This is a genomic window from Microbispora sp. ATCC PTA-5024, from assembly GCF_000511135.2.
Lineage (GTDB): Bacteria > Actinomycetota > Actinomycetes > Streptosporangiales > Streptosporangiaceae > Microbispora > Microbispora corallina.
The window spans coordinates 1,565,572-1,578,933 of the sequence record NZ_KI866523.1 but is presented as its reverse complement, the minus strand read 5'-3'; the positions used below and the strand labels follow the sequence as shown (position 1 = coordinate 1,578,933).

Here is a 13,362-nt window from a genome sequence, read left to right as displayed (position 1 = left end):
GCGCCGGGACCGGCGGCCGCGGGAGTAGCCGCTGCCCGCCCCGGCCTCGGCGCGGCGGGCGAGCCTGCGGCGCCGCCGGTGGTCGCACCGGCACGAAGGGCCCTCGTGGTGCCTGTCGTCACACGGCAAGGTACGCCTCCAGACCGTGGCGCCCGCCCTCGCGGCCGTACCCCGACTCCTTGAAGCCGCCGAACGGCGAGGCCGGGTCGAACCGGTTGAACGTGTTGGACCAGACGACGCCCGCGCGCAGCCGGGACGCGGCCCACAGCATGAGCGAGCCCTTCTCCGTCCAGACGCCGGCCGACAGCCCGTACGGCGTGTTGTTGGCCTTCTCGATCGCCTCCGCCGGGGTGCGGAACGTCAGCACCGACAGCACCGGCCCGAAGATCTCCTCGCGGGCGATGCGGTGCGACTGGGCGACCCCGGTGAACACGGTCGGCGGGAACCAGAACCCCTTGTCGGGGATCGGGCACGGCGGCGACCAGCGCTCGGCGCCCTCCGACTCGCCGGCCTCGGACAGCTCGCGGATCTTGGCGAGCTGGGCCGCCGAGTTGATCGCGCCGATGTCGGTGTTCTTGTCGAGCGGGTCGCCCATCCGCAGCGTGGCCAGCCGGCGCTTGAGCGCGTCGAGCACCTCCTCGGCGACCGACTCCTGCACGAGCAGGCGGGAGCCGGCGCAGCACACGTGGCCCTGGTTGAAGAAGATGCCGTTCACGATGCCCTCGACCGCCTGGTCGACGGCCGCGTCCTCGAACACGATGTTCGCGGCCTTGCCGCCGAGTTCGAGCGTGAGCTTCTTGCGGGTCCCGGCGACGCTCCTGGCGATCAGGCGGCCGACCTCGGTCGAGCCGGTGAAGGCCACCTTGTCGACGCCGGGGTGGCGGACGAGCGCCGAGCCGGTCTCGCCGGCGCCGGTCACGATGTTGACCACCCCGGGCGGCAGGTCGGCCTGGCGGCAGATCTCCGCGAAGGCGAGGGCCGTCAGCGGCGTCGTCTCGGCGGGCTTCAGCACGACCGTGTTGCCGCAGGCGAGCGCCGGGGCGATCTTCCAGGCCAGCATCAGCAGCGGGAAGTTCCACGGGATGACCTGGCCGGCCACCCCGAGCGGCCGCGGGTCGGGGCCGAACCCGGCGTACGACAGCTTGTCGGCCCAGCCCGCGTAGTAGAAGAAGTGGGCGGCCACCAGCGGCAGGTCGACGTCGCGCGACTCGCGGATCGGCTTGCCGTTGTCGAGCGACTCCAGGACGGCCAGCTCGCGCGACCGCTCCTGGATGATCCGGGCGATCCGGAAGATGTACTTGGCGCGCTCGGACCCCGGCACGGCCGACCAGGTGGCGAACGCCTTCCTGGCCGCCTCGACGGCCCGGTCGACGTCGGCCTCGCCGGCCCACGCGATCTCGGAGAGGACCTCCTCGGTCGCCGGGTTGACGGTCTTGTGCCGCTCCTCGCTCTGCGGCTCGACCCACTCGCCGTTGATGAACAGGCCGTACGACGGCTTGATGTCGACGATGTCCCGCGACTCGGGCGCGGGTGCGTATTCGAACATGCCCTCAGTCCAGGGTGAAGTAGTCGGGGCCGGCGTAGCGGCCGGTTGCCATCTTCTGGCGCTGCATGAGCAGGTCGTTGAGCAGCGACGACGCGCCCAGCCTGAACCAGTCGGGGTCGAGCCAGTCGGGCCCGGCCGTCTCGTTCACCAGCACGAGGTACTTGATGGCGTCCTTGGTCGTCCGGATGCCGCCGGCGGGCTTCACGCCCACCTTGCGGCCGGTGGTCCGCAGGAAGTCGCGCACCGCCTCCAGCATGACCAGCGTCACGGGCAGCGTCGCCGCCGGCGACACCTTGCCGGTGGAGGTCTTGATGAAGTCGGCGCCCGCGATCATCGCGAGCCAGGAGGCCCGGCGCACGTTGTCGTACGTCGCGAGCTCGCCGGTCTCCAGGATCACCTTCAGATGCGCGCCCGGCTCGTCGTGCGCGCCTCCGGCGGGACCGCAGGCGGCCTTCACCGCGGCGATCTCCTCGTACACCTTCAGGTAGTCGCCCGCCAGGAACGCGCCCCGGTCGATCACCATGTCGATCTCGGACGCCCCGGCCGCCACCGCGAGCCCGGTCTCCGCCACCTTCACCTCGAGGGACGAACGGCCGCTGGGGAACGCGGTCGCGACCGAGGCCACCTTCACGCCGGACCCGGCGAGCGCCTGGACGGCGGTCGGGACGAGGTCGGGGTACACGCACACCGCCGCCACCGGGGGAACGGAGGCGTCGGTGGGGTCGGGCCGCACCGCCTTGGCGCACATGGCCCTGACCTTGCCGGGGGTGTCCGCGCCCTCGAGGGTCGTGAGGTCCATCATGCGGATGGCGAGGTCGATGGCCTGCTTCTTGGCCGTGGTCTTGATCGATCGGGTGCCCAGCATCGCGGCCCTGGCGTCCGCGCCCACCCGGTCGACCCCGGGAAGGCCGTGCAGGAACGCCCGCAACGTCGAGGTGGAAGAGGCGACCTCCGCGAGCGGAGTAGTCAAAGTTGGCACGGGTCCAGCATCGCCGACCAGTGTGAATGATTCCAAACCGACCGCAGCCGAGACGGCCCCGCGATTTTTGGCAGCTCTGGCCGGAGTGGCCCCGAGCAGGTGCTCAGACCGCCCTACGCCTGTCTAAGGCGTCCGAGGGGCCGCCTTAGAGGTCCTACGCCGCAGGACCTCCCGGAGATAAGGCATCCGCCCGATGTGGGGGTGGGGGCCTTAGACCGAACCTTGAGTGTGTAAAGGAAAAGCGCACACAAGGAGACACCGTGATGGGTCCCGAACTCCACTACCAGTTCGTCATCAACCGCGCCGCTGAGCTCCAGCAGGAGGCGGCCAGCCACCGGCGCGTCCGCGAGGCGCAGGCCGCCAGGAAGGCGCAGCAGCAGTCGGGCAACCGCCGCCTGCGCGCCGCCTTCGGCAAGCTTCGCACGTCGTGAGCCGCATCAGGAAGCCCGGCCGGAACCTCCCTCCCGGCCGGGCTTTCCAGCCGCCCTGAGCCGTTCCGGGCCGCCGCCCTGAGCGGCCTGACGGAGGCGGCGGGAGGGCGAGCGGGCAACGCGAACCTCCCCAATAAATCAGGCGAAGCCATACAGAGGGCATGACATGCTTAACGACATGACGCGCCGGGCTGTCAGCCCCGTCTTCGTCGGGCGGGGCGCCGAACTCGAGACGTTGGGAGAGGCCTACGACCAGGCTCGAAAGCAGGCCACCGCCGCGGCGCTGATCGGCGGTGAGGCGGGCGTGGGGAAGACCCGCCTCGTCAGCCGCTTCGCCGAGCAGGCCGAGCAGGACGGCGCCCACGTGCTCGTCGGGGGCTGCGTGGAACTGTCCGCCGAGGGCCTCGCGTACGCGCCGTTCACCGCCGCGCTGCGCCAGCTCGTCCGCGAGACGAGCGCGGCCGAGGTGGCGGCCCTGCTGCCGGACGGCGCGGGGCGGGACCTCGCCCGGCTGCTGCCCGAGTTCGGCGAGCCCAGCGGCGACGGCGAAAGCGAGTCGGCCCGCGCGCGGCTGTTCGAGCTCATCCTCACGCTGCTGGAACGGCTGGCCGAGCGGCGGCCCGTGGTCCTCATCATCGAGGACCTCCACTGGGCGGACCGGTCGAGCCGCGACCTCATCGCGTTCCTCAGCCGCAACCTCAGGACCGCGCCCGTCCTGATGGTGATGACGTACCGGTCGGACGAGCTGCACCGCACGCATCCCCTGCGGCCGGTGCTGGCCGAGCTGGCCCGGGTGAACGGGGTCATCAGGGTCGACCTGCCGCGCTTCACGCAGGATGAGGTCGCCGAGCAGATGGCCGGCATCCTCGGCGTGACGCCCGACTTCGCCCGGGTCGACCAGGTCTTCGAGCGTAGCGGCGGCATCGCGCTGTTCGTGGAGGCGCTGCTCGACTCCGGCAGCGACTGCTCGTTCCCCGACTCCCTGCACGACCTGATCATCGGCTCGGTCGAGCGGCTGCCGGAGGAGACCCAGCGGGTGCTGCGCATCGCCGCCGCCGGAGGCGTGCGGGTGGGCCACGACCTGCTCGCGGCCGTCGGCGGCCTGTCCGACGTGGACCTGGAGGACGCCCTGCGGCCGGCCATCGCCGCCAACGTGCTGCAGGTGGCCGACGGACGGGCGTACACCTTCCGGCACGCGCTGATCCGCGAGGCCGTCCACGACGAACTGCTGCCCGGCGAGCACGCCCGCCTGCACGCGCGGTACGCCGAGGAGATCGACAGGGACCGCACGCTCGTGCCGCACGGCCGGGCGGCGATAGAGATCGCCCACCACTGGTACTCGGCCCGCGACGACCTGTGGGCGCTCATCTCCGCCTGGGAGGCGGCCCAGAAGGCGGCCAAGTCGTTCGCGTACACCGAGCAGATCCAGCTCCTCGAACGCGTGCTGACGCTGTGGGACAAGGTCCCCGACGCCGCCGAGCGCATCGGCGTCGACCACTGCACGGTGCTGGAGCGGGCCTCGGAGGCCGCGTACGTCAGCGGCGACATGGAACGCAGCATGAAGTTCGTCCGGGGGGCGCTCCACGAGCTGGACGAGCGGACCACACCCGAGCGGGTGGCCGAGCTGATGGTCCGGATGGCGGACATCAAGCAGCACAAGGGCCGCCCGGGGGCGGTGGAGGACCTGCGGCGCGCCGAGCGCCTGGTCCCGCGGCCGAGCGACACCCGTACGCTCGTGCTCACCCGGCTCGGCACCATACTCATGTGCACCGACCGGGTGGTGGAGGGCACGGCCGTCACGGAGGAGGCGCTGCGCTACGCCCGGGAGACCGGCGACGAGTGCCAGGAGGCCGACCTCCTCATGAACCTCGCGCTGGGCCACTCCGTCTCGGGCGACCTGGAGCTCACCTTCGCCACGAACGAGCGGGCGCTGGCGATCGGCACCCGGCTCAACGCGCCCCGCATCGTGCTGCGCGCGCTCGCCAACAACGTCGACGCCCTCGACAACCTCGGCCGCTCGAAGGAGGCCGTCGAGCTCGCGCTGGAGGGCGAGAAGCTGGCCCGGAGGTACGGCCGGTACCGGCACCAGGGCGTGTTCATCGCCAACAACCGGGCCGAGGCATTGGAGTCGCTGGGCAGGTGGGACGAGGCCATCGAGATCATCGAGCGGGCCTTCACCATGGGCCCGTCCCCGCGCAACCGCTGGCACATGCTCCGGGTCAGGGCGGACATCGCGATCGCCCGCGGCGAGGAGGAGGTTGCCCACGGCATCCTCGCCGAGGTCGGCGCGTTCTCCCCGCAGCCCGAGGAGCAGACCCAGGAGTGGACGAACAACACCCGGCTGCTGATCGCGTACTTCATGCTCCGGGGCAAGCCGCTGAAGGCCGTCGAGGTGGCCGAGGTGGCGCTGGACGACCCGCCGCTGTCACGCAAGGCCATGCTCGGCTGGCGGCTGCTGGCCGCCATCAGGAGCGTGTGCGACGCGGCCGAGCCCGTCGACGGCGCGAGAGTGGCGGCGGTGCGCGCCCGGACCGAGGAGCTCGCCGCGGACATGACCGAGGACGGCCCGGTGGGCAGGGCGTTCCGCCTGGTCTACCAGGGCGACTTCGACGCGGCCGCCGAGGAGTGGAAGCGGCTCGGCCGCCCCTACGTACGGGCCAAGGCGCTGCTGCACGCCGCCGGGGTGGCGGCCGCCGCGGGCGACCGCGACGGGGCGACGGCCCGCCTGCGTGAGGCGTGCCCGCTGGCCGAGGCTCTGCGGGCCGACCCGCTGAGGACGCAGATCGAGACGCTGGCCCGCCGCGTCGGCGCCCCCCTGTCCGAGACGGCGCGGCCCGCCGACGACCCCGCCGCGCTGACCCCCCGCGAGCTGGAGGTCCTCCGGCTCGTGGCGGCCGGGCGGAGCAACCGGGACATCGCCGCCGAGCTGTTCATCTCCGCCAAGACCGTCAGCGTCCACGTGTCGAACATCCTGCCCAAGCTCGGGGTCTCCACCCGGGGCGAGGCGGCCGCCGCGGCCCACCGGCTGCAGCTGCTCGGCTGAGCCCGGCCGGCTACGCCAGCAGCGGCTCCAGGAGGAGGACCACCCCGAAGACGGCGAAGGCCGCGGCCGCGCCGTACCGGATCCACTTCTCGGGCAGCCGCGCGCCGACGAAGCGGCCGACGAGGATGGCGAGCGCGTCCGCGGCGACCATGCCGACCGTGGAGCCGATCCACGTGCCGAACCAGCCGTGCTGGGTGGCGAGCGTGATCGTCGCGAGCATGGTCTTGTCGCCCAGCTCGCTGAGGAAGAACGCGACGGCGACCGCGATGAACGCGTTGCGCGTCGTCCTGGCCGCCTTGCCCGACTCCTCCTCGGTGAGCTCGTCGCCCCGCAGCGTCCACGCGGCGAAGCCGAGGAACGCCAGGCCGGCGACGATCGAGATGGCGGTGGTGGGGAGGGCGTCGCCGACCAGACGGCCGAGGGCGACGCTCACGAGGTGCACGAGCGCGGTGGCCGCGGTGATGCCGGCCAGGACGGGCAGCGGCTTGAACCTGGTCGCGAAGGTGAGGGCCATGAGCTGGCTCTTGTCGCCGAGCTCGGCGACGAAGACGACCACGAGGGAGATCCAGAGGGCTTGCACGGACGGCCTTTCCGGTGGGGCGCGACCGGGCCGCCGTCTCACACCCGGGGAGTTTCGGGCACGCGACTTCGGCCCGGCGGCGTACGCGTCGCTGTCGGGCCGAAGGTCTCGTCCGCCACGGGGGCTCCACGACCGGGCCGTACGAACCGGGGACGGCTCGGGCCAGTATGTCGATCAGTGGATTCGGGACTACTCCCCTTCGGTGTTCCGTCAGAGTCTAACGGGCTCCAGCGGCCGGACCGTCCCCGAGCACCGGACATCGAGGGTAAAAACCGGTCAGAGCGTGACACCGACCAGGACGGGCTCGTTCACGAGCAGCACGCCGAACTTCTCCTGCACGCCCTCGCGGACCTCCCGCGCCAGCGCGAGCAGGTCGGCCGCGCCCGCCTCGCCCGTGGGGTTGGTCAGGGCCAGCGTGTGCTTGGTCGAGATCCGTACCGCGCCCTTCTCGTATCCCTTCGGGAACCCGGCGTTCTCGATCAGCCACGCGGCCGGCACCTTCACCGTCCCGTCCGGCATGTCCCAGCGGGGGTGGCCGGGGGCGCGCCTGTCCAGGTCGGCCGCCTCCGCGGCGTCCAAAACGGGGTTGGTGAAGAACGAGCCCGCGCTGCGGGTGTCGGGGTCGTCCGGGTCGAGCACCATGCCCTTGCCGCGCCGCAGGGCCAGCACCGCCTCCCGGACCTCGGCCAGCGGCACCCGCTCGCCGATCTCCACTCCGAGCCGCTGGGCCAGCTCCTTGTAGGCCACCGGGCCGGACAGCTCTCCGCGCTCCAGCGCGTACGTCACCGACAGCACCACGTGGCGGCCCGGGTCGGCCTTGAACGCGCTGTCGCGGTAGGCGAAGCCGCATTCGGCCGCCGTCAGGTCGGCCGTCTCCCCCGTCATCCGGTCGTAGACGCGCACGCCGGTGACGGTCTGCGAGACGTCCTGCCCGTACGCGCCCACGTTCTGGATGGGGGTGGACCCCACCAGCCCGGGGACGCCGGACAGGCACTCCACGCCCGACCAGCCCTCCTCGACGCAGCGGGCGACCAGGGCGTCCCAGTCCTCGCCCGCCTGGGCGGTGACCGTCACCCGGTCGCCGTCGGCGGCCACCTCGACGCCCGTGCCGGCCACCCGGACCACGAGCCCGTCGAAGCCCTCGTCGGCGACGACGAGGTTGCTGCCGCCGCCCAGGATCAGGACCGGCTCGCCCTCGCGGTCGGCCTCCGCCACGATCCCGACGAGCTCGTCCTGGGAGCGGGCCTCGGCGAACGCCCTGGCCGGGCCGCCCACCCGGATCGTCGTGTACGGCGCGAGCCGTACCCCTGCCAGCCGTTCAGCCATGCGCACCCTCAGCGTCTCCTCAGCACGACGGGAACCCGCCAGGCGGCGGTGGACCCGCGCCGGCCGGGGACGCCGGGCCTCGCCCGTTCCCAACGGCATGCCCGGAAGCCGGAATGCGGCCCGGGAGTATCCGGAACGTCCCGACGAACAGAATAGTCAGGACCGGCCGTACAGGTCGGTGATCCGGTTTCCCGCCGCCCTCTCGCCCCGCGCCGGGTTCACCGTCCCCCGGGAGCCCCGCCGGTCTCGCCCCGGCCGTCCTCCGCCGCGTCCTCCGCCGCGTCGTTCTGGGCGTCGTTCTGGGCGCCGGCGATGACCGCGTCGATCCGCGAGGTGGCGGAGCTGCCGTCCCACAGCAGCTGGGAGGCGACCATCGAGGCCGTGCCCGACTCCGTCAGGGCCGTCTCGATCGTCCCGCCGGGCGCGACGTCCCGCTTGACCTCGGTGACGGCCTCCTCGCCCGCGGCGCCCGCGGCCTGCCGGGCGTTCTCGGCCCGGGGCGGCGGCATCCCCGGCGCGGTCGCGGCGTGGCCGCCCGGCTGGCTCTGCTCCGCCGTCTCGGCGTCGTGGGGCCACTTCTTCTGGCTCGTGACCGGCTCGTCCACCACACCCTCGGTCTCGCCGGCCCGGTCGGTCTGTCTGGTTCGCTCGCTCACGTCCCCACCGCTACCCAGCGGCGCCGCACCCAATCGGCCCCGCCCGGGCCGTACGGGCCGCTCAGGACAGCTGGACGACGGCGCGAGCCTTGGACAGCACCCGGGCGTCGCCCGACTTGGCGGTCAGCACGACCACCACGCGCTTGTCCTCGAGCTTCTCCTCCACGACGCCGCTGATCCTGATCGTCGCGCCGGCGTCGTCGTCGGGGACGACCACCATCGAGGAGAACCGCACCCCGAAGTCGACGACGGCCGACGGATCACCCGCCCACTCGGTGACGAAGCGCCCGCCCTGGGCCATCGTGTACATGCCGTGCGCGATGACGTCGGGCAGGCCGACCGCCTTGGCGTAGCGCTCGTTCCAGTGGATCGGGTTGAAGTCGCCCGAGGCCCCGGCGTACCGCACGAGGTCGACCCGGTGGACGGGGTACTCGACGGCCGGGATCTCCTGGCCCGCCTCCACCTCGTCGTACTTGACCGTCGCAGCCATGGTCACGCCGCCCCTCCGCGCTCGACGATGGTGTTGTAGGTCCGGCAGACCGACTCGCCGGACGTGGTGCTGACGTCGCTGCGCAGGGTCAGGAACTCGTTGCGGCCGACGCTGCGGATCTCGGTGATCGTCGAGGTGCACACGAGCTCGTCCCCGGCGTAGATCGGCCGGTCGTACTCGAACCGCTGCTCGCCGTGGACGACCATGGAGAAGTCGAGCCCGAGACCGGGGTCGGCGAGCGCGCCGCCGGTGCTCGACAGGCTGAACACGATGGGGAAGGTCGGCGGGGCCACCAGGTCGGGGTGCCCGGCCGCCACCGCGGCGTCCCGGTCGTGGCACACCGGGTTCGTCTCGCCGATCGCGGCGGCGAACTCCCTGATCTTCACGCGACTGACCTCGTAGGGAGCGGACGACTCGTACGTCCGCCCGACGAAATCGCGGTTCAACGCCATCGGCGGGACTCCTTCGCTGCTGCGCCAGACCTCTGCGGCCGACGGTAACAGAACAAGGTTCCGCTGTCGTGAGGCGGCAGCGCCCCCGCCGGCGACTGTCCACGCTAGTGGCCGGGGCGCTCAGACGGGGCTGTCGGGCGGCGCCAACGATCGCGGGCCGTTCCCTGTCCGGACACGACAAACCGGCGCTCCCAGGCGGGAACGCCGGCCGTCCGCGTACGTATCTATGTGAAGATCGCGATAGACCGCGACCCTGAGGAGGGGCGGCGCTTGACGCGCGCCACGGCGTCCCGAGGATGCGCGTGCGCGGATGCGCCGCACGGGCCCGGCGGCCCCGTTCACGCGAGGGGCCGCGGACGGATCCGGGTCAGCGGGTCTCGCGGTGCGCCCGGTGCGTCTTGCAGTTGGGGCAGTACTTCTTCAGCTCAAGCCTGTCCGGGTCGTTGCGCCGGTTCTTCCGCGTGATGTAGTTGCGGTGCTTGCACTCCTGGCAGGCCAGCGTGATCTTCGGCCTAACGTCTGTGGCAGCCACGTGGGAGTGCCTTTCTGCGTTCGGGACTACTGGACAACCCGGGCCGGAGCCACCCTTCGGGGGCGGCCGGCGCGGGTAGTAGCGGAGGCCGGACTTGAACCGGCGACACAGCGATTATGAGCCGCTTGCTCTGCCTGACTGAGCTACTCCGCCTTGGCCGGAAAACGGGAACCGGCCACGCAAGGATACCCGACCTGGACGGCTTTCCCTCAACGGGATATGCCGTGATCGAGATCGGTCTTCCGATGGGGAGAGACCCCCACCAAGCCAAAAGCCCCATCCGATGACCTCGGACAGGACTTTCCGGCCAGAGCCCCCAAACGGAATCGAACCGTTGACCTTCTCCTTACCATGGAGACGCTCTGCCGACTGAGCTATAGGGGCGTGCCCGGTGTGCGCTCGCGCGTCGCGGACAGGTGTAACCATACACGTCCCCGACGGCCGATGCGAAATCAAACAGCGGCGCCTCCGAGCGGCGGCGGGACCCGCCCGTACCGGCTCAGGGCGTCGGCAGGACCCCGTCCAGGTCGGCCTGGGCGCGCTCGTCCGCAGGCAGCCTCGCCCGGACCCGGTACCTCGTGAAATAGCCGTTCCCGCGGACCGGGACCACCGCGCTGAGCGTCACCGTCGCGTCGTACGGCGCCGTGGCGCAGCGGGGCAGGCACCAGGTGCCGCTGAGCTTGCCGGCCCCGGTGGCGCCGGACGGCCCCCAGGTCCGCCAGGTCACCTTCGTGAGCGTGCTGAACTCCGACAGCACGAGGTCGGCCGGCCGCCGGTCGGCGCGGCCCCGCTCCGCGTTGTGGAAGTTGAGCACGTAGATCGGCGGCTCACCGGCCGCGGCCGTCTCCGGCGCGCCGCAGCCGGCCGCCGTGAGGCCGAGCGCGGCCACGGTGATCGCGCACGCCGCTGTCGCGGCCGGGCGCACGGTCGGGCTGGGCAGACGCATCGGATCCCCTCTCACGGGGTGTGGTGCCCATCCACGATCACAGTTACGCTTCGGCGTCGATCTGTGACTCTAGGTCATCCCGTGACGGTCAGCGTACGGCGGCGCGGGCGTCCTGCCGGGCCCCGGGCAGCGCGATGACCTCGCACAGGTCGGCGAGATCGACGTAACGGGCGACCTCCTCGACGGACAGGCAGTCGGCCACGACGAGGCCGTGCCGCCGGAGACGGAGGACCTGGCGGCCGGCGCGGTGCGCCGGCACGATCTCGAGCCCGTCGGGCCCCACCCATCGCCTGTCCATAGGGGAACAAGCTATCGGATTTCCCCAGCATATCTTGAAATGACACTCGTCCCATAGGGACCGGGTTTAAGTGCGGACCTAACGAACGCCAAGTGTCCTCCCGCACGGTGGTCGTACACCATCGAGACGCAACGAGAGGTCACCCGATGTCCGCCACCACTCCCAACCTGCTGGGCTTCCGCCTCGGCCACCGGACCATGCGGGGCGACTCCCGCCGGCTGGCGGAGACCACCCGCGCGATCGCCGAGGGCCGGCAGGCCTGCGACGCCCGGCGCGCGGCCGCGATCCGCGACTACGTCGTCAAGCTGTGCGCAGGGATCCACCACCACCACAAGACGGAGGACGACGTGCTCTGGCCCGTCATCGTCCGCTCCGCCGGCGCCGAGGTGGACCTGAGCGACCTGACCGACGACCACTCGGCCCTCGACCCGCTGCTGAACGAGATCACCGCTGCCGCCGGGGACCCGGCCGCCCTGGCGAAGCCGCTCGCCCGCCTCGCCGACCTGCTCGACGAGCACATCGAGGAGGAGGAGCGGCTGCTGTTCCCCGTTATCCTGGGGCACGTCTCGGCCGGGGACTGGGAGCAGGTGGAGAAGGCGGCCCAGAAGGGCGGCGACATCCGCTTCGAGCTGCCCCGTATCGAGCGGTACGTACAGCCGTCCGAGATGGCGGAGCTGCGGAAGCTGGCGGGCCCCGTGCTGGTGCTCCTGCTCGCCCTGCTGCGCCCCGGCCACCGCCGCCGCGAGCGCCTCGTCTTCGGCGCCCCCTGACCACCCGGCGCCCTGTGACCACGCCTCGCCACGTGACCGAGGCCGCCCGGGTCAGGAGACCCCGGCGAGCGCGCGAAGGGCCGCCTCCTCCCAGTGCGGTGAGCCGATCCGCCGGGCGACCTCCGCCGCCCGCGCGTAGTGGCCGGCGGCGGCCCCGGGCCTGCCGAGGTACACCGAGAGATCGCCGAGCGTGTGGGCCACCGGCCCGAGCGTGACCGACGCCATGCTCAGCCCGCCCATCTCGCCCTCCGCCGGCAGGAGGAGCCGGTAGCACTCCTCGGCCGCCGCCCGCGCCCCGAGCGCCATCGCGTTCTCGGCCCGCAGGACCATCATCATCAGCCAGCTGTAGTCGGCGCTCGGCAGGCGCACGGGGGACCAGACGGCCGCCGCGTCCTCCAGGCGTCCGGCGGCGACGAGCGCGCGGGTGTAGATCTCGTCGGTCACCGTCGGTATCCGCCGCCACACCGGGGCGATCTCGTCCACGGACTCGTGGCCGCGCCCGACGACGAGACGGACCGCGAACCGGCACCACACCCCCATGAGGTGCCCGCTGGCGCCGCCGCCCGTCTCGGCTATCCGCTCCCCCAGCAGGGTGTAGGCGTGCTCCGCCCGCTCGAACTCCCCGCGGATCAGCAGGTGAACGGCGTCGAGGAACGCGAGGATGCCGAGGGCGAGGCCGAGCTGGCCGCTCGTGGAGTGCTCGACGGCCTGGTCGGCGTGCCGGCGGGCCTCGGCCCAGTCGTTGCGGCCGAGCGCGACCATGCACAGCGCCACGTGCCCCAGCATCCGGTGGCCCAGCAGCCCGGCCGCGGTCGAGACCTCCAGCAGCTCGCGGCCGAGCTCCTCCAGCTCGTCGCGCCTGCCGGGACCGAGGCAGGCCCAGTAGCGGGCGTTGAGCGCCGTGCACAGCAGGCGGGGGTCGCCGAGGTCGCGGGCGATGGCCAGGGCCTCCACGCTCGCCGACTCGAGCCGTCCGGGATCGTGTCCCTCGACCTCGTGGCACAGGGCGGACAGGAGGCGGCAGCGCAGCTCCCCGGTCTCGTCGCGGATCGCGTCCTCGATGACCCGCACCAGTTCGCGCTCGAACCGCCGTTCGGGCTGGATCGTCCAGATGATCGGCGCGTCGAACGCCGTGGCGGCCCGGGCGATCGCCCGCCGGTCGCCCGTCCCGCGCGCGGCGGCCAGCGCCGCGTCCCGGGTCGCGACCGCCGTCTCCACCTCGCCGGCGTGCGCCAGCGCGGACACCAGGCGGCACAGCAGGTCGATCCGGGTGTCCGCGGGCGGCTCCGCGAGCAGGCCGAGCGCGTCCAGCG

General features: G+C 72.4%; 13 protein-coding genes, 2 tRNA genes and 1 pseudogene. 3 read left to right on the top strand and 13 right to left on the bottom strand.

The genetic code is table 11. From position 1 onward, the window contains the following. Positions 1-118: 118 nt before the first annotated feature. Together MPTA5024_RS19875 and deoC are read right to left on the bottom strand one after the other, a co-directional pair. Positions 119-1,546, bottom strand: a complete 1,428-nt coding sequence (locus MPTA5024_RS19875) for an aldehyde dehydrogenase family protein (RefSeq protein ID WP_036325607.1) — start codon at positions 1,544-1,546, stop codon at positions 119-121. A gap of 4 nt (positions 1,547-1,550) precedes the next feature. Beyond that, positions 1,551-2,516: a deoxyribose-phosphate aldolase gene (gene deoC, locus MPTA5024_RS19870; protein ID WP_036325605.1), complete on the bottom strand. Its 966-nt coding sequence runs from the start codon at positions 2,514-2,516 to the stop codon at positions 1,551-1,553. Positions 2,517-2,788: 272 nt separating this feature from the next. Here deoC and MPTA5024_RS41065 point away from each other — a divergent pair, with 272 nt between their 5' ends. Next, positions 2,789-2,956: a hypothetical protein gene (locus MPTA5024_RS41065; RefSeq protein WP_157099568.1), complete on the top strand. Its 168-nt coding sequence runs from the start codon at positions 2,789-2,791 to the stop codon at positions 2,954-2,956. 178 nt (positions 2,957-3,134) lie between these two features. Further along, a complete protein-coding gene (locus MPTA5024_RS44320; protein ID WP_269750606.1) occupies positions 3,135-5,999 on the top strand; it encodes an ATP-binding protein in 2,865 nt (954 codons plus the stop codon). A gap of 10 nt (positions 6,000-6,009) precedes the next feature. Here the strand turns inward: MPTA5024_RS44320 and MPTA5024_RS19860 are convergent, their stop codons facing one another. The 10 genes from MPTA5024_RS19860 to MPTA5024_RS19815 all read right to left on the bottom strand — a co-directional run bounded on the left by MPTA5024_RS19860 (position 6,010) and on the right by MPTA5024_RS19815 (position 11,279). Then, positions 6,010-6,579: a TMEM165/GDT1 family protein gene (locus MPTA5024_RS19860; protein WP_036325602.1), complete on the bottom strand. Its 570-nt coding sequence runs from the start codon at positions 6,577-6,579 to the stop codon at positions 6,010-6,012. A gap of 276 nt (positions 6,580-6,855) precedes the next feature. Further along, the gene (locus MPTA5024_RS19855) at positions 6,856-7,905 is read right to left on the bottom strand and encodes a UDP-N-acetylmuramate dehydrogenase (RefSeq protein WP_036325601.1); all 1,050 of its coding nucleotides are present in this window, start codon (positions 7,903-7,905) and stop codon (positions 6,856-6,858) included. 218 nt (positions 7,906-8,123) lie between these two features. Continuing rightward, positions 8,124-8,561: a hypothetical protein gene (locus tag MPTA5024_RS19850; protein ID WP_036325596.1), complete on the bottom strand. Its 438-nt coding sequence runs from the start codon at positions 8,559-8,561 to the stop codon at positions 8,124-8,126. Between the two features lie 61 nt (positions 8,562-8,622). After that, positions 8,623-9,051 carry a MaoC family dehydratase gene (locus MPTA5024_RS19845; protein WP_036325594.1) on the bottom strand — a complete coding sequence of 143 codons (429 nt, stop codon included), beginning with the start codon at positions 9,049-9,051 and terminating at the stop codon, positions 8,623-8,625. A gap of 2 nt (positions 9,052-9,053) precedes the next feature. Continuing rightward, positions 9,054-9,503 carry a MaoC family dehydratase N-terminal domain-containing protein gene (locus MPTA5024_RS19840; RefSeq protein WP_036325592.1) on the bottom strand — a complete coding sequence of 150 codons (450 nt, stop codon included), beginning with the start codon at positions 9,501-9,503 and terminating at the stop codon, positions 9,054-9,056. Between the two features lie 367 nt (positions 9,504-9,870). Beyond that, entirely contained in the window at positions 9,871-10,035 is a 165-nt protein-coding gene (rpmG, locus tag MPTA5024_RS19835; protein ID WP_036325591.1) for a 50S ribosomal protein L33, read from the bottom strand. A gap of 79 nt (positions 10,036-10,114) precedes the next feature. Next, positions 10,115-10,188, bottom strand: a tRNA-Met gene (locus tag MPTA5024_RS19830). Between the two features lie 158 nt (positions 10,189-10,346). After that, a tRNA-Thr gene (locus MPTA5024_RS19825) sits at positions 10,347-10,419 on the bottom strand. Between the two features lie 115 nt (positions 10,420-10,534). Then, complete coding sequence (locus tag MPTA5024_RS19820; RefSeq protein WP_051458373.1) at positions 10,535-10,981, bottom strand: hypothetical protein; 447 nt, start codon at positions 10,979-10,981, stop codon at positions 10,535-10,537. An 88-nt stretch (positions 10,982-11,069) separates the two neighbouring features. Further along, positions 11,070-11,279 (bottom strand): hypothetical protein, encoded by a 210-nt coding sequence (locus MPTA5024_RS19815; protein ID WP_036325590.1) that lies wholly within the window; start codon positions 11,277-11,279, stop codon positions 11,070-11,072. A gap of 146 nt (positions 11,280-11,425) precedes the next feature. On the opposite strand from MPTA5024_RS19815, the gene MPTA5024_RS19810 reads away from it, so the two are divergent. Further along, positions 11,426-12,049: a hemerythrin domain-containing protein gene (locus MPTA5024_RS19810; protein WP_036325589.1), complete on the top strand. Its 624-nt coding sequence runs from the start codon at positions 11,426-11,428 to the stop codon at positions 12,047-12,049. Between the two features lie 51 nt (positions 12,050-12,100). Here the strand turns inward: MPTA5024_RS19810 and MPTA5024_RS19805 are convergent. Beyond that, a pseudogene (locus tag MPTA5024_RS19805) lies at positions 12,101-13,362 on the bottom strand (BTAD domain-containing putative transcriptional regulator); the annotation flags it as partial.

Bases quoted from the DNA above. Each gene is read 5' to 3' on its own strand.
- MPTA5024_RS19845 (WP_036325594.1), bottom strand. From the start codon at position 9,051: ATGGCTGCGACGGTCAAGTACGACGAGGTGGAGGCGGGCCAGGAGATC.
- MPTA5024_RS19875 (WP_036325607.1), bottom strand. From the start codon at position 1,546: ATGTTCGAATACGCACCCGCGCCCGAGTCGCGGGACATCGTCGACATC.
- MPTA5024_RS19815 (WP_036325590.1), bottom strand. From the start codon at position 11,279: ATGGACAGGCGATGGGTGGGGCCCGACGGGCTCGAGATCGTGCCGGCG.
- MPTA5024_RS44320 (WP_269750606.1), top strand. From the start codon at position 3,135: ATGACGCGCCGGGCTGTCAGCCCCGTCTTCGTCGGGCGGGGCGCCGAA.
- MPTA5024_RS19820 (WP_051458373.1), bottom strand. From the start codon at position 10,981: ATGCGTCTGCCCAGCCCGACCGTGCGCCCGGCCGCGACAGCGGCGTGC.
- MPTA5024_RS19840 (WP_036325592.1), bottom strand. From the start codon at position 9,503: ATGGCGTTGAACCGCGATTTCGTCGGGCGGACGTACGAGTCGTCCGCT.
- MPTA5024_RS19810 (WP_036325589.1), top strand. From the start codon at position 11,426: ATGTCCGCCACCACTCCCAACCTGCTGGGCTTCCGCCTCGGCCACCGG.
- MPTA5024_RS19855 (WP_036325601.1), bottom strand. From the start codon at position 7,905: ATGGCTGAACGGCTGGCAGGGGTACGGCTCGCGCCGTACACGACGATC.
- MPTA5024_RS41065 (WP_157099568.1), top strand. From the start codon at position 2,789: ATGGGTCCCGAACTCCACTACCAGTTCGTCATCAACCGCGCCGCTGAG.